This window comes from Pseudomonas sp. MWU16-30317, assembly GCF_020515695.1.
Classification (GTDB): domain Bacteria; phylum Pseudomonadota; class Gammaproteobacteria; order Pseudomonadales; family Pseudomonadaceae; genus Aquipseudomonas.
In genome coordinates this window covers 490,648-512,951 of the sequence record NZ_JAIWJA010000005.1, presented here as the reverse complement: position 1 = coordinate 512,951, position 22,304 = coordinate 490,648, and the positions used below count along the sequence as shown (strand labels likewise).

The 22,304-nt window shown below is 61.0% G+C and carries 14 protein-coding genes, 5 tRNA genes and 1 pseudogene; 5 read left to right on the top strand and 15 right to left on the bottom strand.

The annotated features are described in order from the left end of the window. Nucleotides 1-63 precede the first annotated feature (63 nt). The 6 genes from LIX93_RS17540 to leuC all read right to left on the bottom strand — a co-directional run bounded on the left by LIX93_RS17540 (nt 64) and on the right by leuC (nt 8,347). A complete protein-coding gene (locus LIX93_RS17540; protein ID WP_226505304.1) occupies nt 64-2,718 on the bottom strand; it encodes a FimV/HubP family polar landmark protein in 2,655 nt (884 codons plus the stop codon). Between the two features lie 69 nt (nt 2,719-2,787). Next, a complete protein-coding gene (locus LIX93_RS17535) occupies nt 2,788-3,789 on the bottom strand; it encodes an aspartate-semialdehyde dehydrogenase (protein WP_226505303.1) in 1,002 nt (333 codons plus the stop codon). A gap of 150 nt (nt 3,790-3,939) precedes the next feature. Further along, a complete protein-coding gene (gene asd, locus LIX93_RS17530; protein ID WP_226505302.1) occupies nt 3,940-5,052 on the bottom strand; it encodes an aspartate-semialdehyde dehydrogenase in 1,113 nt (370 codons plus the stop codon). Between the two features lie 57 nt (nt 5,053-5,109). Further along, a complete protein-coding gene (gene leuB / locus LIX93_RS17525; RefSeq protein ID WP_226505301.1) occupies nt 5,110-6,192 on the bottom strand; it encodes a 3-isopropylmalate dehydrogenase in 1,083 nt (360 codons plus the stop codon). Nucleotides 6,193-6,275: 83 nt separating this feature from the next. Further along, nucleotides 6,276-6,917 carry a 3-isopropylmalate dehydratase small subunit gene (leuD, locus tag LIX93_RS17520; protein WP_226505300.1) on the bottom strand — a complete coding sequence of 214 codons (642 nt, stop codon included), beginning with the start codon at nt 6,915-6,917 and terminating at the stop codon, nt 6,276-6,278. Continuing rightward, the gene (gene leuC, locus LIX93_RS17515) at nt 6,914-8,347 is read right to left on the bottom strand and encodes a 3-isopropylmalate dehydratase large subunit (protein WP_226505299.1); all 1,434 of its coding nucleotides are present in this window, start codon (nt 8,345-8,347) and stop codon (nt 6,914-6,916) included. Before leuC ends, leuD begins: the two co-directional genes overlap by 4 nt. Nucleotides 8,348-8,478: 131 nt before the next feature. On the opposite strand from leuC, the gene LIX93_RS17510 reads away from it, so the two are divergent. Together LIX93_RS17510 and LIX93_RS17505 are read left to right on the top strand one after the other, a co-directional pair. Next, nucleotides 8,479-9,369, top strand: coding sequence for a LysR family transcriptional regulator (locus tag LIX93_RS17510; protein ID WP_226505298.1), 891 nt, complete (start codon nt 8,479-8,481; stop codon nt 9,367-9,369). A gap of 306 nt (nt 9,370-9,675) precedes the next feature. Next, nucleotides 9,676-11,775 (top strand): annotated as a pseudogene (locus tag LIX93_RS17505) (bifunctional diguanylate cyclase/phosphodiesterase); the annotation flags it as partial. 100 nt (nt 11,776-11,875) lie between these two features. On the opposite strand, the gene LIX93_RS17500 reads toward LIX93_RS17505, so the two are convergent. The 8 genes from LIX93_RS17500 to uvrB form a co-directional block, all read right to left on the bottom strand. After that, the gene (locus LIX93_RS17500; protein ID WP_226505297.1) at nt 11,876-12,835 is read right to left on the bottom strand and encodes a tRNA-dihydrouridine synthase; all 960 of its coding nucleotides are present in this window, start codon (nt 12,833-12,835) and stop codon (nt 11,876-11,878) included. A gap of 176 nt (nt 12,836-13,011) precedes the next feature. After that, on the bottom strand, nt 13,012-13,446 hold the full coding sequence (locus tag LIX93_RS17495; protein ID WP_226505296.1) for a thioesterase family protein: 435 nt from the start codon (nt 13,444-13,446) through the stop codon (nt 13,012-13,014). A 134-nt stretch (nt 13,447-13,580) separates the two neighbouring features. After that, nucleotides 13,581-13,656: transfer RNA gene (locus LIX93_RS17490), tRNA-Glu, on the bottom strand. Between the two features lie 42 nt (nt 13,657-13,698). After that, nucleotides 13,699-13,774, bottom strand: a tRNA-Ala gene (locus LIX93_RS17485). Nucleotides 13,775-13,827: 53 nt separating this feature from the next. Further along, nucleotides 13,828-13,903: transfer RNA gene (locus tag LIX93_RS17480), tRNA-Glu, on the bottom strand. A 70-nt stretch (nt 13,904-13,973) separates the two neighbouring features. After that, nucleotides 13,974-14,049 (bottom strand) — tRNA-Ala (locus LIX93_RS17475). A gap of 160 nt (nt 14,050-14,209) precedes the next feature. Further along, nucleotides 14,210-15,691 carry a glutamate--tRNA ligase gene (gltX, locus tag LIX93_RS17470; protein ID WP_226505295.1) on the bottom strand — a complete coding sequence of 494 codons (1,482 nt, stop codon included), beginning with the start codon at nt 15,689-15,691 and terminating at the stop codon, nt 14,210-14,212. Between the two features lie 359 nt (nt 15,692-16,050). Continuing rightward, a complete protein-coding gene (gene uvrB / locus LIX93_RS17465) occupies nt 16,051-18,066 on the bottom strand; it encodes an excinuclease ABC subunit UvrB (RefSeq protein WP_226505294.1) in 2,016 nt (671 codons plus the stop codon). A 311-nt stretch (nt 18,067-18,377) separates the two neighbouring features. Here uvrB and LIX93_RS17460 point away from each other — a divergent pair, with 311 nt between their 5' ends. After that, on the top strand, nt 18,378-19,574 hold the full coding sequence (locus LIX93_RS17460) for an amino acid aminotransferase (protein ID WP_226505293.1): 1,197 nt from the start codon (nt 18,378-18,380) through the stop codon (nt 19,572-19,574). A gap of 68 nt (nt 19,575-19,642) precedes the next feature. Next, nucleotides 19,643-19,718 (top strand) — tRNA-Asn (locus LIX93_RS17455). Between the two features lie 47 nt (nt 19,719-19,765). Here the strand turns inward: LIX93_RS17455 and LIX93_RS17450 are convergent. Beyond that, complete coding sequence (locus LIX93_RS17450) at nt 19,766-21,418, bottom strand: BBE domain-containing protein (protein ID WP_226505292.1); 1,653 nt, start codon at nt 21,416-21,418, stop codon at nt 19,766-19,768. A 464-nt stretch (nt 21,419-21,882) separates the two neighbouring features. Between LIX93_RS17450 and LIX93_RS17445 the strand changes: the two genes are divergently transcribed. Next, entirely contained in the window at nt 21,883-22,260 is a 378-nt protein-coding gene (locus LIX93_RS17445; protein ID WP_226505291.1) for a hypothetical protein, read from the top strand. Nucleotides 22,261-22,304: the final 44 nt, after the last annotated feature.

Below are 22,304 nucleotides of genomic sequence, written 5' to 3'. Positions count from 1 at the left end.
TCGCGAAGCCGTTAAACGCTTCGCGAGCAGAGTTCGCTTGCACAGGGACTGTGTACAGGCAGGTCAAGCCAGGCTGGAGAGCATCTTGCGCGCTTCAGTGCGTTGCGCTTCGCTGCCTTCCTTGACCACCTCGTCGAGGATGTCGCGGGCGCCGTCGGCGTCCTGCATCTCGATATAGGCGCGGGCCAGGTCGAGTTTGGTGGTGACCTCATCGGTACCCGCCAGAAAGTCGAACTCATCGTCCAGATCCTCGGCACCGGTACTGAGCCCGGGCTTGGCCATGGTCTGGGACAAGCGATCGAGCTCGGCATTGACGTCATCCAGGTCGGAAGCGAATTTCTTCGACTCGACATCGTCGTCATCCGGCAGCGACAGGTCGAAGTCGGAGGACAGATCGACCTCCTCCTTGACCGGCGGCACCACCGGCCTGGCCGGCTCGTCCAGAGTGCTCAGCGGCTCGGCGGTGTCCAGGTCGTCCACAGCAGACGGCGCCGGGTCGTCGGCGCCGAGGTCGAGATCGAAATCCGCCAGTTCGTCAGCCACTGCCTGTTGCTCGGCAGTGGAGCGCGCCAGCAAGGCATCGAAATCGCTGTCGGCGCTGTCCAACTCGTCGTCTGGCGTTGCGGTGAGAGGGTCGACGCCATCGAGGCTGAGGTCGAAGTCGGTGTCGAAGACATCACCGATCGGCTCGGGCGCGTCGCTGGCATCGTCTTCACTGAGCAGATCCTTGACGTACTGCGCGTCGAGCTCGGCAGCCACTGCGGCGGCGCTCAAGCCCAAGGCAGCGGCCCCTAGCATGGCTGGGTAGCGCTCCTTGAGGGCCTCGGCCTCGGCGTGATTGCGACCGTTGGCGACCAACTGGCGCTCTTCGCCGACGAAGGCATCGCGGTCACCTTGCTGGGCGTAGACTTCCATCAGCTTGAGACGCAAATCACTGCGCTCCGGCTCACGGGCCACGGCAGCTTCGAGAATATCCGCGGCGTGGTTCAGGCGCCCATGATCGATGGCCCGCTCGGCTTCAAGCAGCACGTCATCGGCGGCCGGGGCCACCACCAGCGAGGCCACCGACGGGGGCGTGTCGAGCGCCAGAGGCGGTGCCGGACGATAAACCGCGTTGGTGGATTGCTCGTGCTGCTCGGAAGCTTGTGCTGCGGCAGCTGCCGCAGCCATTGCCGCAGACGTCAGACGCACATTAGGCGGAGTTTCCAGACCGTCAAAGGTGCCCGGAGGCATGTCGAAATCTTCTTCGCGATACAGCGGCTCATCGGTCAGCGCTGCCGCCATGCGCTTGTGCTTTTCCGCTTCGGCCAACGCATTGCGTCGGCGTGCCAGCAGCAGTGCACCCAGCAACAGCAGCAACACCACGCCCCCGGCGATCAGGCCGTAGAGGATCGGGTTGCTGCGCATCTTGTCGAGCACGCCGGGCTGGGCCTCGGCGGGCACGACGACGGGTGTTTCGGTGGCGGGCGTTGGCGTAGCTGGCGTAGCGCTTGGCGCAGCCGGCGCGCCAGGCGTCAGGGTGGCATCGATCGGCGGTGTCGGCGCAGCACCTGGCGCAGTGCCGGGGGCCACGGCACCCTCGCCGCCAGGCGGCGTGGCCGGGGTAGCGGGCGCAGTGCTGCCGGGCGTCGCCGCGCCTGCGGCCGCTGCACCGGCTGCAGCACCCGCCGCGTTACCGGCATTGACGTCGATGCCGGCCGCTTGCAAACGAGCCAGTTGGTCGTTCTTGAGCTGAATCAGTTTTTGCAGCTTGTCGATCTGGCCTTGCAGATCGCCATTGCGGCTTTTCAGCTCGTCGTTGTTACGGCGCGTGGCGTCGAGATCTTCCTGGGTTGTCGCCAGCTTGTCGTTCAGCGCTCGCGCGTCCCCGGCGGCGCCCTTGCCGTTGGAACGGGCGCCCGAAACCAGGCTGAGCTTGTCTTGTTGAGCGTTGGCATCGGGCGCGGCGTTGCCCGATCCACGGCGAGTGGCATCGAGCTGTTGCGCGCGTGGCCCCAGGCGCCGGCCATCACGCCAGGCAGCGTTCTGCTTGGCCACTTCGGCGATCGCATCGTTTTGCGGCAGCGCGGTGGCTTGCTGGCCGTCTGGCAGACGCAGGACCTGGCCGGACTTGAGACGGTTGATGTTGGCGTCGATAAAGGCATCCGGGTTGAGTGCCTGAATCGCCAGCATGGTCTGCTGCACCGACGCGCCGTTGCGATAGCGCGCCGCGATTTCCCACAGGGTATCGCGGGCGGTGGTGGTGTACTGGCTGGTAGCGTTGGCGCCCGTGACCGCCGGGCGTGGCGCGTTTTGCGCGGCGGCGGCTTGCGGCGAGAAGCGCGCCGGGTCGACCAGCACGCTGTAGTCACGCATCAGCCGACCGGCAGGATAGACCACTTGCACGAGGAACTTGACCATCGGCGCCGACAACGGCTGGCTCGACGTCACGCGGATGACGCTGCGGCCAGTGGCATTGATGACCGGCGTGAACACCAGATCATTGAGATAACCGTCGCGGCTCACCCCGGCCTTGGCGAAGGCGTCTGGCGGCGCCAGCGTCGGCACCACCTCGGCGGCTGTAAGGTCGCGCACGTCGCGCAGCTCGATCTCGGCCAGCAACGGTTGATTGGCCGTTGACTTCAGGGTCAGTTCGCCCAGCACCAGCGCCTGCGCCATACCGGATGACAACGCCGAAGCGGCGGCTATTGCTAACACCAGTTTGCGAACGTGAACCATGGTCTCAATCCTTGTCTGAACATTCCTCGGCAAGCGAGATACTTTATACAAAGTGTTGCCAAGTATCTTTTACACAAGGTCTTTTATCAACAATTCAGCCAACTGCACAGCGTTGAGTGCGCCACCTTTGCGGACGTTGTCGACGGTGGCCCACAAATTCAATTCATCCGGGTCATCGACGCCCGTGCGCAAACGGCCGACATAGACCACATCCTGCCCCACGGCATCGCCTACCGGGGTCGGGAAATCGTCGTTTTCAACCCGCTCGATACTGGCCGCGCAATCCAGCGCAGCGGTCACTTTGGCCAGATCGACCGGGCCGCCAGTGCGCAATGAAACGGTAAAGCTGTCGCCAAAGAACACCGGCACCTGGATGCAACTGACTGAAACCTTCAGTAAAGGCATATCCAGCAATTCGCGCAATTCGCTGACCACACGTCTTTCAATATTCAGATGGCCTTGGGTGTCCGGCTTGCCGACCTGAGGCAGCACGTTGAAGGCCACCTGCCGGTCGAAAAAACGCGGCTCCAGCGGGCGGACATTGAGCAACTCGGCGGTTTGCCGGGCCAGCTCGCTGACGGCTTCACGGCCCAGGGCAGAGATCGCCAGGCAAGCGGTGACCGTGACCTGCTGCAATTGCAGGTGCTCGCGCAATGGGGCCAGCAATACGGCCAGCGCGACGGCGGTGGAGCCAGGGCTGGCGATATGCACCGGCGTGGGCAGATCTGCCAAACGCTGGCTGTTGGCCTCTGGCACCAGATTCGGTACACCGGCGTCGGCGGCCAGATCGATGATCGTGCAACCCGCCGCGCGCGCGCGCTCACTGAAGCTGCGGCTTACCGCCGGGCCGGCGGCGAAGAACACCAGGCGCACCTGGGCGAAGTTGAAATCATCGACTTCACGCACCCGCACGTTCTTGCCGCGGAACGCCACCGAAGCGCCGGCCGACTCGCTGCTGGCCAGCAAATGCAGGACCCCTACCGGGAAGTCTCGCTCTTCAAGGACCTGCACCAGGGTTTCGCCCAACGTGCCGGTGGCGCCGACGATGGCGATATCGAAAGTCTGGGTCATGGGCTAATCCTCGAGCGTTACAGGGGGCGGCACTTTATCGGGAATGAGAGTGGATTGGAAATCCCGCGTCCACTTGCAGCCCCCAGCAAATTCGCCACAAAAAAACCCGCGACTCCGGGGAGGCGCGGGCTATTTGTCATACAGCAGCGATCAACGCTCCAGCAGGATCCGCAGCATGCGGCGCAGCGGTTCGGCCGCGCCCCACAGTAGCTGGTCACCAACGGTGAACGCGCCCAGGTACTGCGAGCCCATGTTCAGCTTGCGCAGACGCCCTACCGGAATGTTCAACGTGCCGGTCACCTTGGTCGGCGACAGTTCCTGCATGCTGATTTCACGCTGGTTAGGTACCAGTTTCACCCAAGGGTTGTGCTGGCTGATCATGCCTTCGATGTCGGCGATCGGCACATCCTTGTTGAGCTTGATGGTCAGCGCCTGGCTGTGGCAACGCATGGCACCGATGCGCACGCAGATACCGTCGACCGGGATCGGGCTCTTGAAGCGACCGAGGATCTTGTTGGTCTCGGCCTGGGCCTTCCATTCTTCACGGCTCTGGCCGTTCGGCAGTTCCTTGTCGATCCAGGGAATCAGGCTGCCGGCCAGGGGCACGCCGAAATTCTCGGTCGGGTAGGCCTCGCTGCGCATGGCTTCGGCCACTTTGCGGTCGATGTCGAGGATGGCGCTGGCCGGATTGGCCAGTTCATCGGCGACGGCCGCGTGGGTCGCGCCCATCTGCTTGATCAGCTCGCGCATGTTCTGCGCGCCGGCACCCGAAGCGGCCTGGTAGGTCATGGCACTCATCCATTCCACCAGACCGGCCTCGAACAGGCCGCCCAGGCCCATCAGCATCAAGCTGACGGTGCAGTTGCCGCCAATGAAGTTCCTGGTACCGGCATCCAGTTGCTGGTCGATCACCCGGCGGTTGACCGGATCGAGGACGATGACCGCATCATCCTGCATGCGCAGGCTCGAGGCAGCATCGATCCAGTAACCCTGCCAGCCGGCTTCACGCAGCTTGGGGAACACTTCGCTGGTGTAGTCGCCGCCTTGGCAGGTGAGGATCACGTCCAGGGTTTTCAGTTCGTCGATGCTGTAAGCGTCCTTGAGCGGAGCAATATCCTTGCCCACTGCAGGGCCTTGGCCGCCCACATTGGAAGTGGTGAAGAACACCGGCTCGATCAGGTCGAAATCACCTTCTTCGAGCATCCGCTGCATAAGCACGGAACCGACCATTCCACGCCAACCGATCAGACCTACACGTTTCATCGCAACTACACCTTCAACAAAAAGTGGGCCGCTGCCTGTTGCAGCGGGCCCAAGAGATTACAGATTCCGCAGCGCGGCGACTACAGCATCGCCCATTTCCTGTGTACCGACCTTGGCACAGCCTTCGCTCCAGATGTCGCCAGTGCGCAGGCCCTGGTCGAGCACCAGGCTCACGGCCTTCTCGATGGCGTCGGCCGCTGCCTGCTGGTTGAAGCTGTAACGCAGCATCATCGACACCGACAGAATGGTCGCCAACGGGTTGGCAATGCCCTTGCCCGCGATGTCCGGCGCCGAACCGTGGCATGGCTCGTACATGCCTTTATTGCTCGAATCCAGCGACGCCGACGGCAGCATGCCGATAGAACCGGTGAGCATGGAAGCCTGATCCGACAGAATGTCGCCAAACATGTTGTCAGTGACGATCACGTCAAATTGCTTGGGCGCACGCACGAGCTGCATGGCGGCGTTGTCGACGTACATGTGGCTGAGCTCGACGTCCGGGTAGTCCTTGGCCACTTCTTCGACCACTTCACGCCACAACTGGCTGGAGGCCAGGACGTTGGCCTTGTCCACCGAGCAGAGCTTCTTGGCGCGCTTTTGCGCGCTTTCAAAGCCGACCACGGCGATGCGGCGGATCTCGCTCTCGCTGTACGGCAGGGTGTCGTAACCCTGGCGCTCGCCGTTTTCCAGGACACGGGTGCCGCGCGGCGCGCCGAAGTAGATGCCGCCGGTCAGCTCGCGAACGATGAGGATGTCCAGGCCAGCGACCACTTCCGGCTTGAGGCTGGAGGCCTCGGCCAGTTGCGGGTAGAGGATGGCCGGACGCAGGTTGCCGAACAGGCCCAGTTGCGCACGGATTTTCAGCAGACCGCGTTCCGGACGGATGTCGCGTTCGATCTTGTCCCATTTCGGACCGCCCACGGCGCCCAGCAGCACGGCGTCGGCGGCACGGGCACGCTCGAGGGTCTCATCGGCCAGCGGCACGCCGTGCTTGTCGATGGCGGCGCCACCGATCACGTCATGCTGCAGGGCGAAGCCCAGGGTGTACTTGTCGTTGGCCAACTCCAGCACCTTGACCGCTTCGGCCATGATTTCCGGACCGATACCGTCGCCTGGGAGAATCAGAATCTGCTTGCTCATGGGTTCCTCGTTGTTCTGCTGAATTTGAAGCGTTTCATGACATGTTCATCGACTGGGAGGGCTTGCCCGCGAAGCTTTTGACCTCAGTCGCGGAACAGCCACGGCTGGCTGGCGCGATGCTTGCTCTCGAAGGTGGCGATCGCGTCGCCATCCATCAGGGTCAGGCCGATGTCATCGAGGCCGTTGAGCAGGCAATGCTTGCGGAACTCGTCGATCTCGAACTTGTGCGTCTGGCCATCGGGGCGGGTGACGGTCTGGCTGGCCAGATCGACCTGCAGCTGATAACCCGGGTTGGCTTCGACCTGCTTGAACAGCTCATCGACTTCGGCGTCGCTGAGAATGATCGGCAGCAGACCGTTCTTGAAGCTGTTGTTGAAGAAGATATCGGCATAGCTCGGCGCGATCACGCAACGAAAGCCGTACTCGTCCAGGGCCCATGGGGCGTGCTCGCGGCTCGAACCGCAACCGAAGTTCTCCCGGGCCAGCAGCACGCTGGCGCCTTGGTAACGCTCGTGGTTGAGGACGAAGTCCTTGTTCAGCGGGCGCTTGGAGTTGTCCTGGTAGGGCTGGCCCACGTCGAGGTAGCGCCATTCGTCGAACAGGTTGGGACCGAAACCGGTGCGCTTGATCGACTTCAAGAACTGCTTGGGAATGATCTGGTCGGTGTCGACGTTGGCGCGATCCAGAGGCGCGACCAGGCCGGTGACTTGAGTAAAGGCTTTCATGCTGCGTTCCCCTGAGTCAATTCGCGCACATCGATAAAGCGGCCGGTGACGGCAGCGGCGGCGGCCATGGCCGGGCTCACCAGGTGGGTACGGCCACCGGCGCCCTGACGGCCTTCGAAGTTGCGGTTGCTGGTCGATGCACAATGCTCGCCCGACTCCAGGCGGTCAGGGTTCATTGCCAGGCACATCGAGCAGCCAGGTTCACGCCATTCGAAACCGGCTTCGACGAAGATCTTGTCCAGGCCTTCTTTTTCGGCCTGGGCTTTCACCAGGCCCGAGCCGGGCACCACGATGGCCTGCTTGATGGTCGCGGCGACCTTGCGGCCCTTGGCGATCTCGGCGGCGGCGCGCAGGTCTTCGATGCGCGAGTTGGTGCACGAGCCGATGAACACGCGATCGAGCTGGATATCGGTGATCGCCTGATTGGCGGTCAGGCCCATGTATTTGAGGGCGCGCTCGATGGAGCCACGCTTGATCAGATCACGCTCCTGGGCTGGGTCCGGCACGTTCTGATCGACAGCCAGGACCATCTCGGGCGAAGTACCCCAGCTGACTTGCGGCTTGATCTGCGCAGCGTCGAGTTCGACCACGGTGTCGAACACTGCATCGGCGTCGGTAACCAGGTCTTTCCAGGCTTCTACTGCCTTGGTCCAGTCCTCGCCCTTGGGCGCGAACGGACGGCCTTCGACGTAGGCCACGGTTTTTTCGTCCGCCGCCACCAGGCCCACACGGGCGCCGGCTTCGATGGACATGTTGCAGATGGTCATGCGGCCTTCGACCGACAGGTCGCGGATGGCGCTGCCGGCGAACTCGATGGCATGGCCGTTACCGCCAGCGGTGCCAATCTTGCCGATCACGGCCAGGACGATGTCTTTGGCGGTCACGCCGGCCGGCAATTGGCCTTCGACGCTGACCAGCATGTTTTTCATCTTCTTGGCGACCAGGCACTGGGTGGCAAGCACGTGCTCGACCTCGGAAGTGCCGATGCCGTGGGCCAGGGCCCCGAAGGCGCCGTGGGTCGAGGTATGCGAGTCACCGCAGACCACCGTCATGCCCGGCAAGGTCGCGCCCTGCTCCGGGCTGATGACATGGACGATGCCTTGGCGCACGTCGTTCATCTTGAATTCGGTGATGCCGTATTCGTCGCAGTTGTCGTCGAGGGTCTGCACTTGCAGGCGCGAAACCTGGTCGGCGATGGCTTCGATTCCGCCCTTGCGCTCCGGTGTGGTCGGCACGTTGTGGTCCGGCGTGGCGATGTTGGCGTCGATGCGCCAGGGCTTGCGCCCGGCCAGGCGCAGGCCTTCGAAGGCCTGCGGCGAGGTCACTTCGTGAATGATGTGACGATCGATATAAATCAGCGCCGAGCCATCGTCGCGCTGTTTGACCAAGTGCGAATCCCAGAGCTTGTCGTAGAGCGTTTTGCCAGCCATCAGACGGTTCCTCATCAGCTTCTTTCTGCGCCAATAACCACTTGGCTTGTGGGGTAGATGGTAAGAGGTTAGATTGGATAACTCAAATTCATAATTTTTATGCTTTGGATAACCAAAAGGAATTCGAGCCGGTGGACTTCGCCAATCTAAATGCCTTCATCGCCATCGCCGAGTACGGCAGCTTCTCCGGCGCCGGGGAACGTCTGCATCTGACCCAACCGGCCGTCAGCAAACGCATCGCCAGCCTCGAACAGCAACTCAATGTACGCCTGTTCGACCGGCTTGGGCGCGAAGTCAGCCTGACGGAGGCCGGGCGCGCCCTGTTGCCCCGCGCCTACCAGATCCTCAATGTACTGGACGACACCCGCCGCGCACTGACCAACCTGACCGGCGAAGTCAGCGGCCGCCTGACCCTCGCCACTAGCCATCACATCGGCCTGCATCGCCTGCCCCCAGTCCTGCGGGCTTTTACCCGGCGGTATCCGGCGGTGGCCCTGGACATCCAGTTTCTCGACTCCGAGACCGCTTACGAGGAAATCCTTCACGGCCGCGCGGAGCTGGCGGTCATCACCCTCGCCCCGGACCCGCACCCCCTGGTAAAGGCTATCCCGGTGTGGGACGACCCGCTGGACTTCGTGGTCTCGGCCGAGCATCAGTTGGCGACCCAGCCCCAGGTCAGCCTCGAGGAGATCGCCCGGCACCCCGCGGTATTCCCTGGCACCAACACCTTCACCCACCATATCGTGCGTCGGCATTTCGAGGCGCAGGGCCTGACACCGAACATATCGATGAGCACCAATTACCTCGAAACCATCAAGATGATGGTATCCATCGGGTTGGCCTGGAGCGTCCTGCCGCGCACCATGCTCGACGAGCAGGTCGCCGCCATTCACTTACCCGACATGCAGCTGCGCCGCCAGCTAGGCTACATCCTGCACACCGAACGAACGCTCTCCAACGCGGCTCGGGCGTTCATGGCGCTACTTGATGCCGAAGTGGTACTTGACGCCGCCCCGGCTTGAATGGGAAAAGCATGACTTGAGGTTTCATGCGCAGGCAACTGGCAGCAATAAGGTTCGCGATCGATGCCCACACCTCTCTTTCCATTCGTCGACACTTGCGACGCCGACGCCCCCAGCCTGCTGGAGCGAAAGGCGCGCGGCGAGCACGATATCGCCACGATAATCGACCGCCCGGCACCGCAGCCCTTGAGCTGGCATTGGGACCTGGACAGCGGGCAGATCATCGACACCCGTATTCGCGAGCGTAGCGTGAGCTATCAGGATGCCGACGGTGCCAATCGACACGTGGTCGGCAATCTGTCGAGCATCAGCCAGCAAATTGAACGTGAACAGCGCCTGGTGCACTCCGAAGAGAAGTTCTCGAGCCTGTTCCAGGCCTGCCCGGATCCGATCTGCGTGACCCGCCTGAGCGACGGGGTGTTCATCGAGATCAACTCCAAATTCACCCAGACCTTCGGCTGGACGACCAAACAGATCATTGGCCATACCGCCCGTGAAGCGGGCTTCTGGGCCAACGACGACGTCCACGAGCAGCGCATGCAGCAGTTCATGCGCGACCAGTCGCTCGATCAACTGACCATCACCGTGCACAGCCGCTATGGCCGCGCCCTCACCTGCCTGGTGTCGAGCAGCATGATCCGTGTCGGCGGCTACTCGTGCCTGGTCACTACCTTGCGCGACGTGACCAAGCAACAACGGGCCGAAGCCGCCTTGAAAGCCAGCGAAGAGAAATTCGCCAAGGCCTTTCACTCCAGCCCCGACGCCATCACCATCATCAACAAGGCCAATGGCCGCTACCTGGAGGTGAACGACGGGTTTTGCCGCTTGACCGGCTATCGCGCCGAGGATGTGCTGGGGCGCAGAGTGGACGATGTACCGATCTGGGCCGACGAACGGCAGTACGAACGGCTGATCATCGCTGTCGAGGACAGCGGCCGCGTGCTGCACCATGAAATGCTTGGGCGCACGCGCCAGGGGCAACTGATCACCGTCGAGGTGTCGGTCGAAACCATCATTCTCGATGAAAAGCCCTGCCTGCTGAGCACGTCCCGCGATGTCAGCCAGTTGCGCAACGCCCAGGCGCAGATTCGTCATCTGGCGTATCACGACTCACTCACCAACCTGCCCAATCGCGCCATGCTGATGGAACGCCTGAGCTATCACATCGGCCAACTCAAGCAGCTCAATCAGCGCGGCGCCCTGCTGTTCCTCGACCTCGACAACTTCAAGCACATCAACGATTCGCTGGGCCACCCGGTCGGTGACTCGGTGCTGAAAATCGTCACCGCTCGCCTCGAGGCTTCGGTGCACATGGAGGATACCGTGGCGCGCCTGGGCGGCGACGAGTTCGTAGTGCTGATCACGGGCCTCAAGGGCACGCGCCGCGAGGTTACCGCACAGGTGCGCCGTACCGCCGACGAATTTCGCCAACTGCTGGCGCAACCGATGTCGCTGGACAGCCATCGGCTGCAGGTGACCCCGAGCATCGGCATCGCCTTGATCCCTGATCATGGCTCGACCCCGGCAGACGTGCTCAAACGGGCCGACATCGCCCTGTATCGGGCCAAGGATGCCGGGCGCAACACCACGCAGCTGTTTCACAGCTCGATGCAGAAAGCCGCCGTCGAACGCCTGCGCATGGAGAACGACCTGCGCATGGCCCTGGCCCGCAACGAGCTGCAGCTCAATTTTCAGCCGCAGGTGGATGCCCGTTGCGAGCGCATCGTCGGCGCCGAGGTACTGCTGCGCTGGCTCCATCCGGAACTGGGCATGCAGCCGCCGGTGCTGTTCATCCAGGTGCTGGAAGAAAGCGGGATGATTCTCGAGGTCGGCAGCTGGATCCTCGAGGAAGCCTGTCGCGCCGCTGCGCTATTGCTGCAGGAAGGCTTGATCGACCCCGCCACCTTCAGCCTGTGCGTGAATATCAGCCCGCGACAGTTTCGCCAGAATGACTTCGTCGAGCGGGTGCTGCTGAGCCTGAGCACCCATGCCGTGCCCTGTCGCGTGCTGAAGCTGGAGATTACCGAAGGCATCGTGATTCAGGATCTGGACGACACCATCGCCAAGATGCATGCCCTCAAGAAGCTGGGGGTAAGTTTTGCGATGGACGACTTCGGCACCGGCTATTCCTCACTGACTTACCTCAAGCGCCTGCCGGTGGATGCCTTGAAGATCGATCAGTCCTTCGTGCGCGATGCGGCAGATGACCCCAACGATGCGGAAATCGTCCGCGCCATCGTCGCCATGGCCCATAGCCTTGAACTGACGGTCATCGCCGAGGGCGTCGAGGCGTCGCATCAACTGGAGTTCCTGCAGGGGCTGGGGTGCCACTTGTATCAGGGTTATCTGCATAGCCAGCCGCTGTCGCTGCGGGCATTTCGCGAGATGTTGCTGGCCGAGAGTTGAGTGTTGCCGCAAGAGCCACCTGTGGGAGCAGAGCCTGCTCGCGAGGGGGCCATGCGCATCACCAGCGCATCCAGGGTGCCCAAACCACTGAAATCGCGGTTCAGGCTGCGGCGCTGCGCTCGACACCAACCAATCGATCGATGTGGGTCAATTCGGTTTCGCGGCGCAGCACGTCGAACATCGCCACCGCCTCGGGGTAGGTGCGGGTCAACATCGCCAGCCACTGCTTGAGCCGCCCCGGTGCCTGACGCGGCGTGAGCTGGGCCACCGCTTGCAGCCAGAAGTCCTGGATCAACGGCAACAGCTGCGACCAGGTCATGTCCGGCAGCTCGATGCCCTGGGCGGCGGCGACGATCTGCCGAGCCAGATCAGGGCGCGACACCAGGCCTCGGCCAAGCATGAAGTCCTTGGCGCCGCTGACTTCACGGCAGCGGCGCCAATCGTCGACTGTCCAGATGTCGCCATTGGCGAATACCGGCACCTTGACCACTTCCTGCACCTTGGCCACCCACTCCCAATGTGCCGGCGGCTTGTAGCCTTCGACCTTGGTGCGCGCGTGCACGACGATCTGTTCGGCGCCGCCTTCGGCCAGCGCCGTGGCACATACCAGGGCGACATCCGGACTGTCGAAACCCAGGCGCATCTTGGCGGTCACCGGGATATGCGCCGGGGTGGCGCGGCGCACTTCGCGCAGGATCGCGTGCAGCAGCTCCGGCTCCTTGAGCAGCACCGCGCCGCCGCGGGATTTGTTGACGGTCTTGGCTGGGCAGCCGAAGTTCAGGTCGATGGCCGGCGCCCCCAGCTCGCAGGCCAGTGCGGCGTTCTCGCCCAGCAGCACCGGATCGGAGCCCAGCAATTGCACACGCAGCGGCACGCCCGACGCGGTTTTTGCGCCGTGCTGCAACTCGGGGCCGAACTTGATGAACTGACTGGGCGGCAACAGGCGGTCGTTGACGCGAATAAATTCGGTCACGCACCAGTCCAGCCCGCCGACGCGGGTAAGGACGTCGCGCATGATGTCATCGACCAGGCCTTCCATGGGCGCCAAGGCTATTTGCATGGGGAACGGTGTCTCGGAAATGGGCGCGGCATTGTAGCCTGAAATTTTATAGTGATGCTGGTGACCTCTTCGCGGGCAAGCCTTGCTCGCACAGGTCTAGGACTCAGGATCGGCTTGCACTGTAGGAGCAAGGCTTGCCCGCGAAGAGGCCGGTATTGGCGACGAATCACTCCAGCTCAGGCGGATTGCAAAGCCGGCGCATAGCCTTCGATAAACTCGGCAGGCATGCGCTTGGGCTTGCCCGTGGACAACTCGATGCAGACGAAGGTGGTTTGCGCGCGCAGCAGCGTCACGCCGTCACTGGGGCGGGTCAGCTGAAAACGTCGTTGCATTTTCAGGCGTTGATCCCAATCGACGATCCAGGTTGCCAGCACGAGTTGGTCGTCCTCATAGGCGGCGGCCAGGTAATCGATCTCGTGCCGGACCACGGCCATGGCGCGATCGAGGCGTCGATAGGCGACCAGATCCAGCCCCAGGTGCTGGGAATGGCGCCAGGCGCCGCGCTCCAGCCAACTGACGTACACGGCGTTGTTGGCGTGCCCGAGGCCGTCGATATCGTCAGCGCCGACGCTCAGTTCGATCGTAAAGGGTGTGGGCAGATCCCAATTCATCGCGGCTCTCACTTGGCTGTGGTCGACAAGGGCGCAGTGTAGCGAATCAGGGATGACGGTTTTTGCTCCGCCAGAAAAAACAAAAGGCCCATTCAATAATCGAATGAGCCTTGGTCCCGCAGAGCGGGAAATCGTGGCGTCCCCTAGGGGACTCGAACCCCTGTTACCGCCGTGAAAGGGCGGTGTCCTAGGCCACTAGACGAAGGGGACGCAAACCTTCATGCAGATCCGCTGACGCGAACCCTGGCAAATTGGTGGAGCTAAACGGGATCGAACCGTTGACCTCTTGCATGCCATGCAAGCGCTCTCCCAGCTGAGCTATAGCCCCGAATTTATCGCCCTGCGGCGGGATGAAGCCTTCACGCTTCATCCTTTTACAACTGGCGTCCCCTAGGGGACTCGAACCCCTGTTACCGCCGTGAAAGGGCGGTGTCCTAGGCCACTAGACGAAGGGGACATACCTTCTACCAATGATCAGTGTGAGACTGATCGGCGTAAAGTCAAACTTCAACGTTACACCTGGAAATTGGTGGAGCTAAACGGGATCGAACCGTTGACCTCTTGCATGCCATGCAAGCGCTCTCCCAGCTGAGCTATAGCCCCAAACAGTGTGATGCTGTGTGGACGGGGCGCATATTAAGTGCGGACCGCAACGCTGTCAAACTTATTTTGAAAAAATCTCAAAACAATTTACCGCGATAACAGTGACTTACCGGATTCCCCCTGCGGGAGTGGGCTCTGCACACTCCCGCAGGTCACTGGATCAGCCGAGGGTAGCCAGCAGCTTTTCCCACTCCTTGTTTTCTTTCTTCGACACGCCGCCCAGCAGGTCCAAGGCTTGGCGCAGACGGAAACGGGTCAGGTCCGGCCCAAGGATTTCCATGGCATCGAGCACCGACACCGAGCTGGCCTGGCCGGTAATGGCGGCGAACATCAGCGGCATCGCGTCACGCAGCTTGAACTCCAGCGCGTCGACCACCGCCTGGATAGTCCCGGTGATACGGTCCTTTTCCCACTGGCGCAAGGCTTCGAGCTTCCACAGGATCAACTGCATCAGTTGCCGTACCTGGTCCCCGGAGAGTTTTTTGCTTTCAAACAGCTTCACATCCGGATTCACGCCGCCCGCGAAGAAAAATCCGCCCAACGGTGCGATCTGGCTGAAGGTCTCTACCCTGCCCTGCACATGGGGCGCGATCTTCATCATGTAGTCGCTGTTGAAGGCCCACTGCTGCACCCGTGTGGCGAATTCCTGCACCGGCAGTTCACGCAGCCACTGGCCGTTGAGCCAGGACAGCTTCTCGATATCGAAGATCGGCCCGCCCAGGGAAACGCGTGACAGGTCGAAATGCTCGACCATCTCCGCCAGGCTGAACTTCTCGCGCTCGTCGGGCATCGACCAGCCCATGCGCCCCAGGTAGTTGAGCATGGCTTCAGGCATGAAGCCCATGCGCTCGTAGAAGGTCACCGAGGTCGGGTTCTTGCGCTTGGACAGCTTGCTCTTGTCCGGATTGCGCAGCAGCGGCATGTAGCACAACTGCGGCTGTTCCCAGCCGAAGTACTCGTAAAGCTTCATCAGCTTGGGCGCCGACGGCAGCCATTCTTCGCCACGCAGCACATGGGTGATGCCCATCAGGTGATCGTCGACCACGTTGGCGAGGAAGTAGGTGGGCAGGCCGTCGGTTTTCATCAGCACTTGCATGTCCATGCGATCCCACGGGATCTCGACGTTGCCGCGCAGCATGTCCGGGACCACGCAGATGCCTTCGGTCGGCACTTTCATGCGGATCACATGGGGTTCGCCGGCAGCCAGACGACGGGCGACTTCTTCAGCCGACAGCAGCAACGCACGGCCGTCGTAGCGCGGGGTCTCGCCGCGGGCCAGTTGTTCGGCGCGCATCTGGTCCAGCTCTTCGCTGGTGCAGAAGCACGGGAAGGCATGACCGAGATCGACCAGTTGCTGGGCGTACTGCTGGTAGATATCGCCCCGCTCGCTCTGCCGGTATGGGCCGTGCGGGCCGCCGACGTCCGGACCTTCGCTCCACTCGATGCCCAGCCAGCGCAGGGCGTCGAAGATCTGCTGCTCGGACTCGCGGGTCGAACGCAGTTGATCGGTGTCTTCGATGCGCAGGATGAATTCGCCGCCATGCTGTTTGGCGAAGCAATAGTTGAACAGGGCGATATACGCCGTGCCGACATGAGGGTCGCCAGTGGGCGACGGCGCGATGCGCGTACGAACGGTGGTCATGGAAAGTCCCGCAGCTGTGTGAATCAAGGGGGCGGATGTTAGCAGGGGTTGGGGGGACGGCTCCAGACATGAAGACTTGCATCGAGCCTGCAGGCCTCATCGCGGGCAAGCCTTGCTCCCACAGGCATGCACCTCAAGAGCAGGCAACTCTGTGGGAGCGAGGCTTGCCCGCGATGAGGCCTGCAACCTTGCTCCCACAGGCATGCACCTCAAGAGCGGCAACTCTGTGGGAGCGAGGCTTGCCCGCGATGAGGCCTGCAGCCTTGCTCTCACAGGCATGCACCTCAAGAGCGGGCAACTCTGTGGGAGCGAGGCTTGCCCGCGATGAGGCCTGCAGCCTTGCTCCCACACTCCCTGACTTACACCGTCAACAAGCGCTCACGCAGCTTGGCGACCTCGTCGCGGGTCTGCGCGGCGGCTTCGAACTCCAGGTCGCGGGCCAATTGGTACATCTTCTCCTCCAAGACGCGGATTCGCTTGTTGATCTCGCTGGGCGAGCGCAGCTCGGCCTCGTACTTGGCATTCTCTTCCGCGGCCTTGGCCATGCCTTTGCGCTTCTTGCTGCGCGAACCGGGCACGGTGGCGCCTTCCATGATATCGGCGACATCCTTGACCACCCCCACCGGAATGATGCCGTGCAGGGTGTTGAACGCGATCTGCTTTTCGCGCCGCCGTTCGGTCTCGCCAATCGCGCGCTCCATCGACCCGGTGATCCGGTCGGCATACAGAATCGCGCGACCTTCAAGGTTGCGCGCGGCCCGACCGATGGTCTGGATCAACGAACGCTCGGAACGCAGGAAGCCCTCCTTGTCGGCATCGAGGATCGCCACCAGCGCCACTTCCGGCATGTCCAGACCTTCACGCAGCAGGTTGATGCCCACCAGCACATCGAAGGTACCCAGGCGCAGGTCGCGGATGATCTCGACGCGCTCCACGGTATCGATGTCCGAGTGCAGGTAGCGCACCTTGACGTCGTGATCGGCCAGATAGTCCGCCAGATCCTCGGCCATGCGCTTGGTCAGCGTGGTCGCCAGCACTCGCTGGTCGAGGGCCACGCGCTTGCGGATCTCCGACAGCAGGTCGTCGACCTGGGTGGTTGCAGGGCGAATCTCGATCTGCGGGTCCACCAGCCCGGTCGGCCGCACCACCATCTCGATGGTCCGCCCGGCGTGCTCCGCCTCATAGTTGCCCGGCGTCGCCGAAACGAAAATGGTCTGCGGGCTCACCTGCTCCCATTCATCGAAGCGCATCGGCCGGTTATCCAGCGCCGAAGGCAGACGGAAACCGTACTCCACCAAGGTCTCCTTGCGGGAACGGTCGCCCTTGTACATTGCACCCACCTGCGGAACGCTGACGTGGGATTCGTCGATGACCAGCAAGGCGTCATCCGGCAGATAATCGAACAAGGTCGGTGGCGGCGCCCCGGACGCACGGCCTGACAGGTAGCGCGAGTAGTTTTCGATGCCGTTGCAATAGCCCAGCTCCATGATCATTTCCAGGTCGAAGCGCGTGCGCTGCTCCAGCCGCTGGGCTTCCACCAGCTTGTTAGCGGTGCGCAAGTACTCGAGGCGCTCCTGCAACTCCTCCTTGATGCCTTCGACGGCGTCGAGCAACGTTTCGCGCGGCGTCACGTAGTGGCTCTTGGGGTAGAAGGTGAAACGGGGCAGACGGCGGATGAGCTCACCGGTCAGGGGATCGAACGCCGAGATGTTTTCCACTTCGTCGTCGAACAGCTCGATGCGGATGGCTTCGAGGTCCGATTCCGCCGGGAAGATATCGATCACATCGCCACGCACGCGGAAGGTGGCGCGGGCGAAATCCATCTCGTTGCGGGTGTATTGCAGGTCGGTAAGGCGGCGCAGCAGCGCGCGCTGGTCGAGCTTGTCGCCGCGGTCGACGTGCAGGACCATCTTCAGATAAGTCTCGGGGCTGCCCAGGCCGTAGATGCACGACACCGTGGTGACAATGATGGCGTCCTTGCGTTCGAGCAGAGCCTTGGTGGCGGACAGGCGCATCTGCTCGATGTGGTCGTTGATCGAGGCGTCTTTCTCGATAAAGGTATCCGACGACGGCACATAGGCTTCGGGCTGGTAGTAGTCGTAGTACGAGACGAAATACTCCACGGCGTTGTTCGGAAAAAACGCCTTGAACTCGCCGTACAGCTGAGCCGCGAGGGTCTTGTTGGGCGCCAGCACCATGGTCGGCCGCTGCACTTGGGCAATGACGTTGGCGATACTGAAGGTCTTGCCCGACCCGGTCACCCCAAGCAGCGTCTGGTGCGCAAGACCGGCCTCGATGCCCTCGACCATCTGGCGGATGGCTTCAGGCTGATCGCCGGCGGGTTCGAAACGGGTGACCAACTGGAATTCGGACATGAGGACCTCTGAGTGGCGACCCTCGCCCAGGCGACAAGGGGCAGGTAGCCCGACATCGGCCAACCTGTATTTATAAACAGTACTTGTATCAAAGTGGTGCCGCTAAAGCACGCTTTCAAGGGGCAACCGGGCAGTTTTTGCCGGCACCTCGAAGGCGGGTGAAATAAATGGAAAAATTAAAGGTAAAACTCGGTGCAACCTGTCGCCGTGTTTCCCAAGGATCACTATACTGACTCCCCGTTCGTGCACCGCTCCAGTGCATTCACTCGAGCGCGTGTCCTTTATCATCCTAAATCAGAGCCACGGTCAAAATGAGCCTGTTTTCCGCTGTCCCATTGGCACCCCGCGATCCTATCCTGGGCCTCAACGAAGCGTTCAACGCCGATACCCGTACCGACAAGGTCAATCTGGGTGTAGGCGTTTACTGCAACGAAGAGGGGCGAATTCCCCTGCTGCGCGCCGTGATCGAAGCGGAGGCGACGCGTGTGGCCGCTCATGCCGCCCGTGGCTATTTGCCGATCGACGGTATCGCCGCCTATGACCAGGCCGTGCAGACCCTGCTGTTCGGTGTCGACTCGCCACTGATCGGCAGCGCCCGCGTCATCACTGCACAAGCCGTCGGCGGCACCGGCGCTCTGAAGCTGGGCGCCGACTTCCTCAAGCAGATCAAGCCCGATGCCATCGTCGCCATCAGCGACCCAAGCTGGGAAAACCACAGGGCGCTGTTCGAGACTGCCGGCTTCCCGGTGCAGAACTACCGTTACTATGATGCGACCAGCAATGACGTCAACCGTTCCGGCATGCTCGAAGACCTGCAGGCGCTGCCGTCCGGTTCGATCGTCGTGCTGCATGCTTGCTGCCACAACCCCACTGGCGTGGAACTGAACGCAGCGGATTGGCAGAACGTCCTCGATGTGGTCAAGGCCAAGGGCCACGTGCCATTCCTCGATATGGCCTACCAGGGCTTCGGCGATGGCATCTACGAAGACGCCGCCGCCGTGCGCCTGTTCGCCGAGTCGGGGCTGAGCTTCTTCGTCTCGAGCTCGTTTTCCAAATCGTTCTCGCTATACGGCGAACGTGTCGGCGCGCTGTCGATCGTCACCGATTCCAAGGATGAAAGCAGCCGTGTGCTGTCGCAAATCAAGCGCGTGATCCGCACCAACTATTCCAACCCGCCGACCCACGGCGCCAGCATCGTGTCGGCGGTCCTCGCCAGCCCCGAGCTGCGCGCACAGTGGGAAGCCGAGCTGGGCGAGATGCGCCAACGCATCAAAGCCATGCGCACCGCGATGGTCGACGCCCTGGCCGGCAACAGCGCCGGTCGCGACTTCAGCTTCGTCGGTCGCCAGGTCGGCATGTTTTCCTACTCGGGCCTGAGCGTCGAGCAGGTCGCACGCCTGCGCACCGAGTTTGGCATCTATGCACTGGACACCGGCCGGATCTGCGTCGCCGCTCTGAACCGCAGCAACATCGGCAAGGTGACCCAGGCGATTCTGGCTGTTCTGTAACTGTAAGCGCGGGAGAGGTCGGGTGAAAGCTTGACTTCTCCTTAGCAATCAGTAACATGCATGCAAATTCCGTGATAGCTCAGTCGGTAGAGCAAATGACTGTTAATCATTGGGTCCCAGGTTCGAGTCCTGGTCACGGAGCCAGCTTTGAAAGCCCCATTTATTGGGGCTTTGCTGTTTCTGGGGTATCCCTAAGGATGCGCTAGCGGTATGGAAAGCTCACTGCGGAAAATATTTTTAGGATCAAACTTCTGTTTGGTCTCGATCAGCTTCTGCCGCTTGTCACCGTAATACAGCTCGAGCCATCGTGTATCGACGACCTCATGGCTATCGTCCGTATATTTCATATCCACATCCGGATAGTTTATGTAACACCCCTCATAACGCTGATTGTCTTGAAACGGCTTGCCGCCCTGCTGCTCAAAAAAAGCCCTGTAGAAATCACGACACCAGTCAACACAATGCTGCTCATGCGTCGGATCACTCCAATAAACCTGAAGCTGCGATTTCAGCAGTGAACGCCGCTGGTAGACAGAGGTTGGGGTTTCCTGTTCATTATTGATGTTGACGCAGCCGCCATAAGAGTCAATTTGTAGCAATGCCTGATTGAGAATGGCATCGTCCTGCTGGTTGAAATATCGCCAGATGGCGCCGATCTCGAAGTCGGAAAAATCATTGATCTGATAAAAGGACTTGTATTTACCATACTGGTTATTTCCTGAACCATTCAACGTTTGGGTCAGGTGCAGCCAGTCCATCAGCCTGGCATCTTGCAAGACGTCATTCAGCGGTTCTGTGAGATGACGTGTTCGTATGGGACCGTACAAGGCATCCTGAGGGGTGACAAAGGCATTACTACCCGCTGCCTGGTTCATACGGGTAACGAAGTCGATCAGCGGATCCGTTTGCCGCTCGCCGTCCACCCTACCGTCCATCCCGGTGTACTGGATCAACAAATTGATATCGCCGGTCGAGCGATGCTGGATTTTCAGCAAAGTAAACAAGCCACCATTGGCCTTGCCTATTTCGTTACTATTCCAATGCTCATCATTGTCACTGAACCAGCGCCAGTACTCGTTCAAAAAGTGGCCCAGTTTAGCTTTACTATCAAATGCACTCCAAGGCCAAGCCAAAGAAAGCAAATAAGCCTGCTGCGGTGCCTGAGGCAGTTCCTTGAAGTAATAGTTGAGAATAATACCAAAGTTACCTCCTCCGGCCCCGCGACAGGCTATGAAGAGGTCGCGCTCCCCATTCGACTCATCACTGTCGGCGTGAACATGCCTGACCTCCAATGCGTCTCCGGCCAGGTTGGGCACCAGGATATCCACGCCGCTCAGCCAGTCCACCGTCAAGCCGTGCATACGTGACAGCAGTCCATAACCGCCACCACTGATGTGCCCTCCTGCACCGACGGAATAACATGAACCGCCTGGAATCGTGCGGTTAGCCATTTTATAAAGCGCCGTATAACCGTCCCAGTTCTGATTGCCGGACGAAAGGCGAAATTTGTATTTGACGCTTTCGTTATAACGAGATCGCAAACCGCCGTTTTCGTCGAATTCAATACCTGACATCAAGCCAAGGTCGATAATGGCCAGCTTCTGACTCTTCTGATCCGCTAATTTATTCGACACCAACCCTTCGTAGCAATGGCCGCCGCTGCGCACCGTGATGCGATAATTTTTTTTCAACGCGTCATTAGCCGCTGCCCAGACTGACGCCTCAGTGCTGCAGATATAGATAAAATCGGCACCCTGCCCATTACCCGGCCAGCGTAAATTGAAGCCTTTTTTTAGTGTTTCAAAGCGATTATCGGTACGACTGATGAGTGTATATTCCGACATAAAAATCTCCCTTGGCAATATTTGCATTCATGCCAGCCGTGATCATTCATAGTCCTGCGCACGAAGCCAGTATAGATTCCACTTGTTTGATGTCCAGTAATCAAAAGCAATATTCATCCTTTTGGCAAACGGCCAAGAAGCGTCGGAATTTTCGTATTTATACTTTTAAAATCAGGCAATTCGTAAATCAATTAACACTATTATTTTTTCAACTTGTCGACCGCTGTAAAGTTCTTTACGCTCCCTATTTACTCCCTGTGCCCCACAGCGCTCACCCTGTCGTGAACAGGTATCGACAAGCCGTCCCCTCATTCAAAAATGCGGACATTGTTTGCGCAAACTTGATGGCCGAGCAGCGCTCCAGCACACCTCTGAGACCTCACAGCAGTAAACCTTCCCCCTAAAGATTCCTGCGAGGCTCCCGATACAATATTTATCCTCCTCGCCCCACTCCCGGAGCTTCAATGCGTCTTTTGCCCTACCTGGCCTTGTTGTCCCTGTGCAGCCTCAGCGCCTGTGGCTCCGCGATGGCTCCGGCGACTTCAGCGCAGACCGACAAGGGCCCGGTGCTGGTCGATGGCAAGGGGATGACGCTCTACACCTTCGAGCGCGACAAGAACGGCCAGTCGCTGTGCAACGGCAACTGCCTGCAAAAATGGCCGGCTTTGCTGGCACCGGACGGCGCGCAGCCGCATGGGGACTGGACAGTGATCACCCGCCGAGATGGCGCCTTGCAGTGGGCCTACAAGGGCCAGCCGCTGTACACCTGGTATCAGGACAGCAAGCCTGGCGAAACCACAGGTGACAATGAGGGGGACGTCTGGCACCTGGCACGGCCCTGAGCGGCTGAGCGTGAACCCCTCGCACACTCGCGTCTACGACAGGC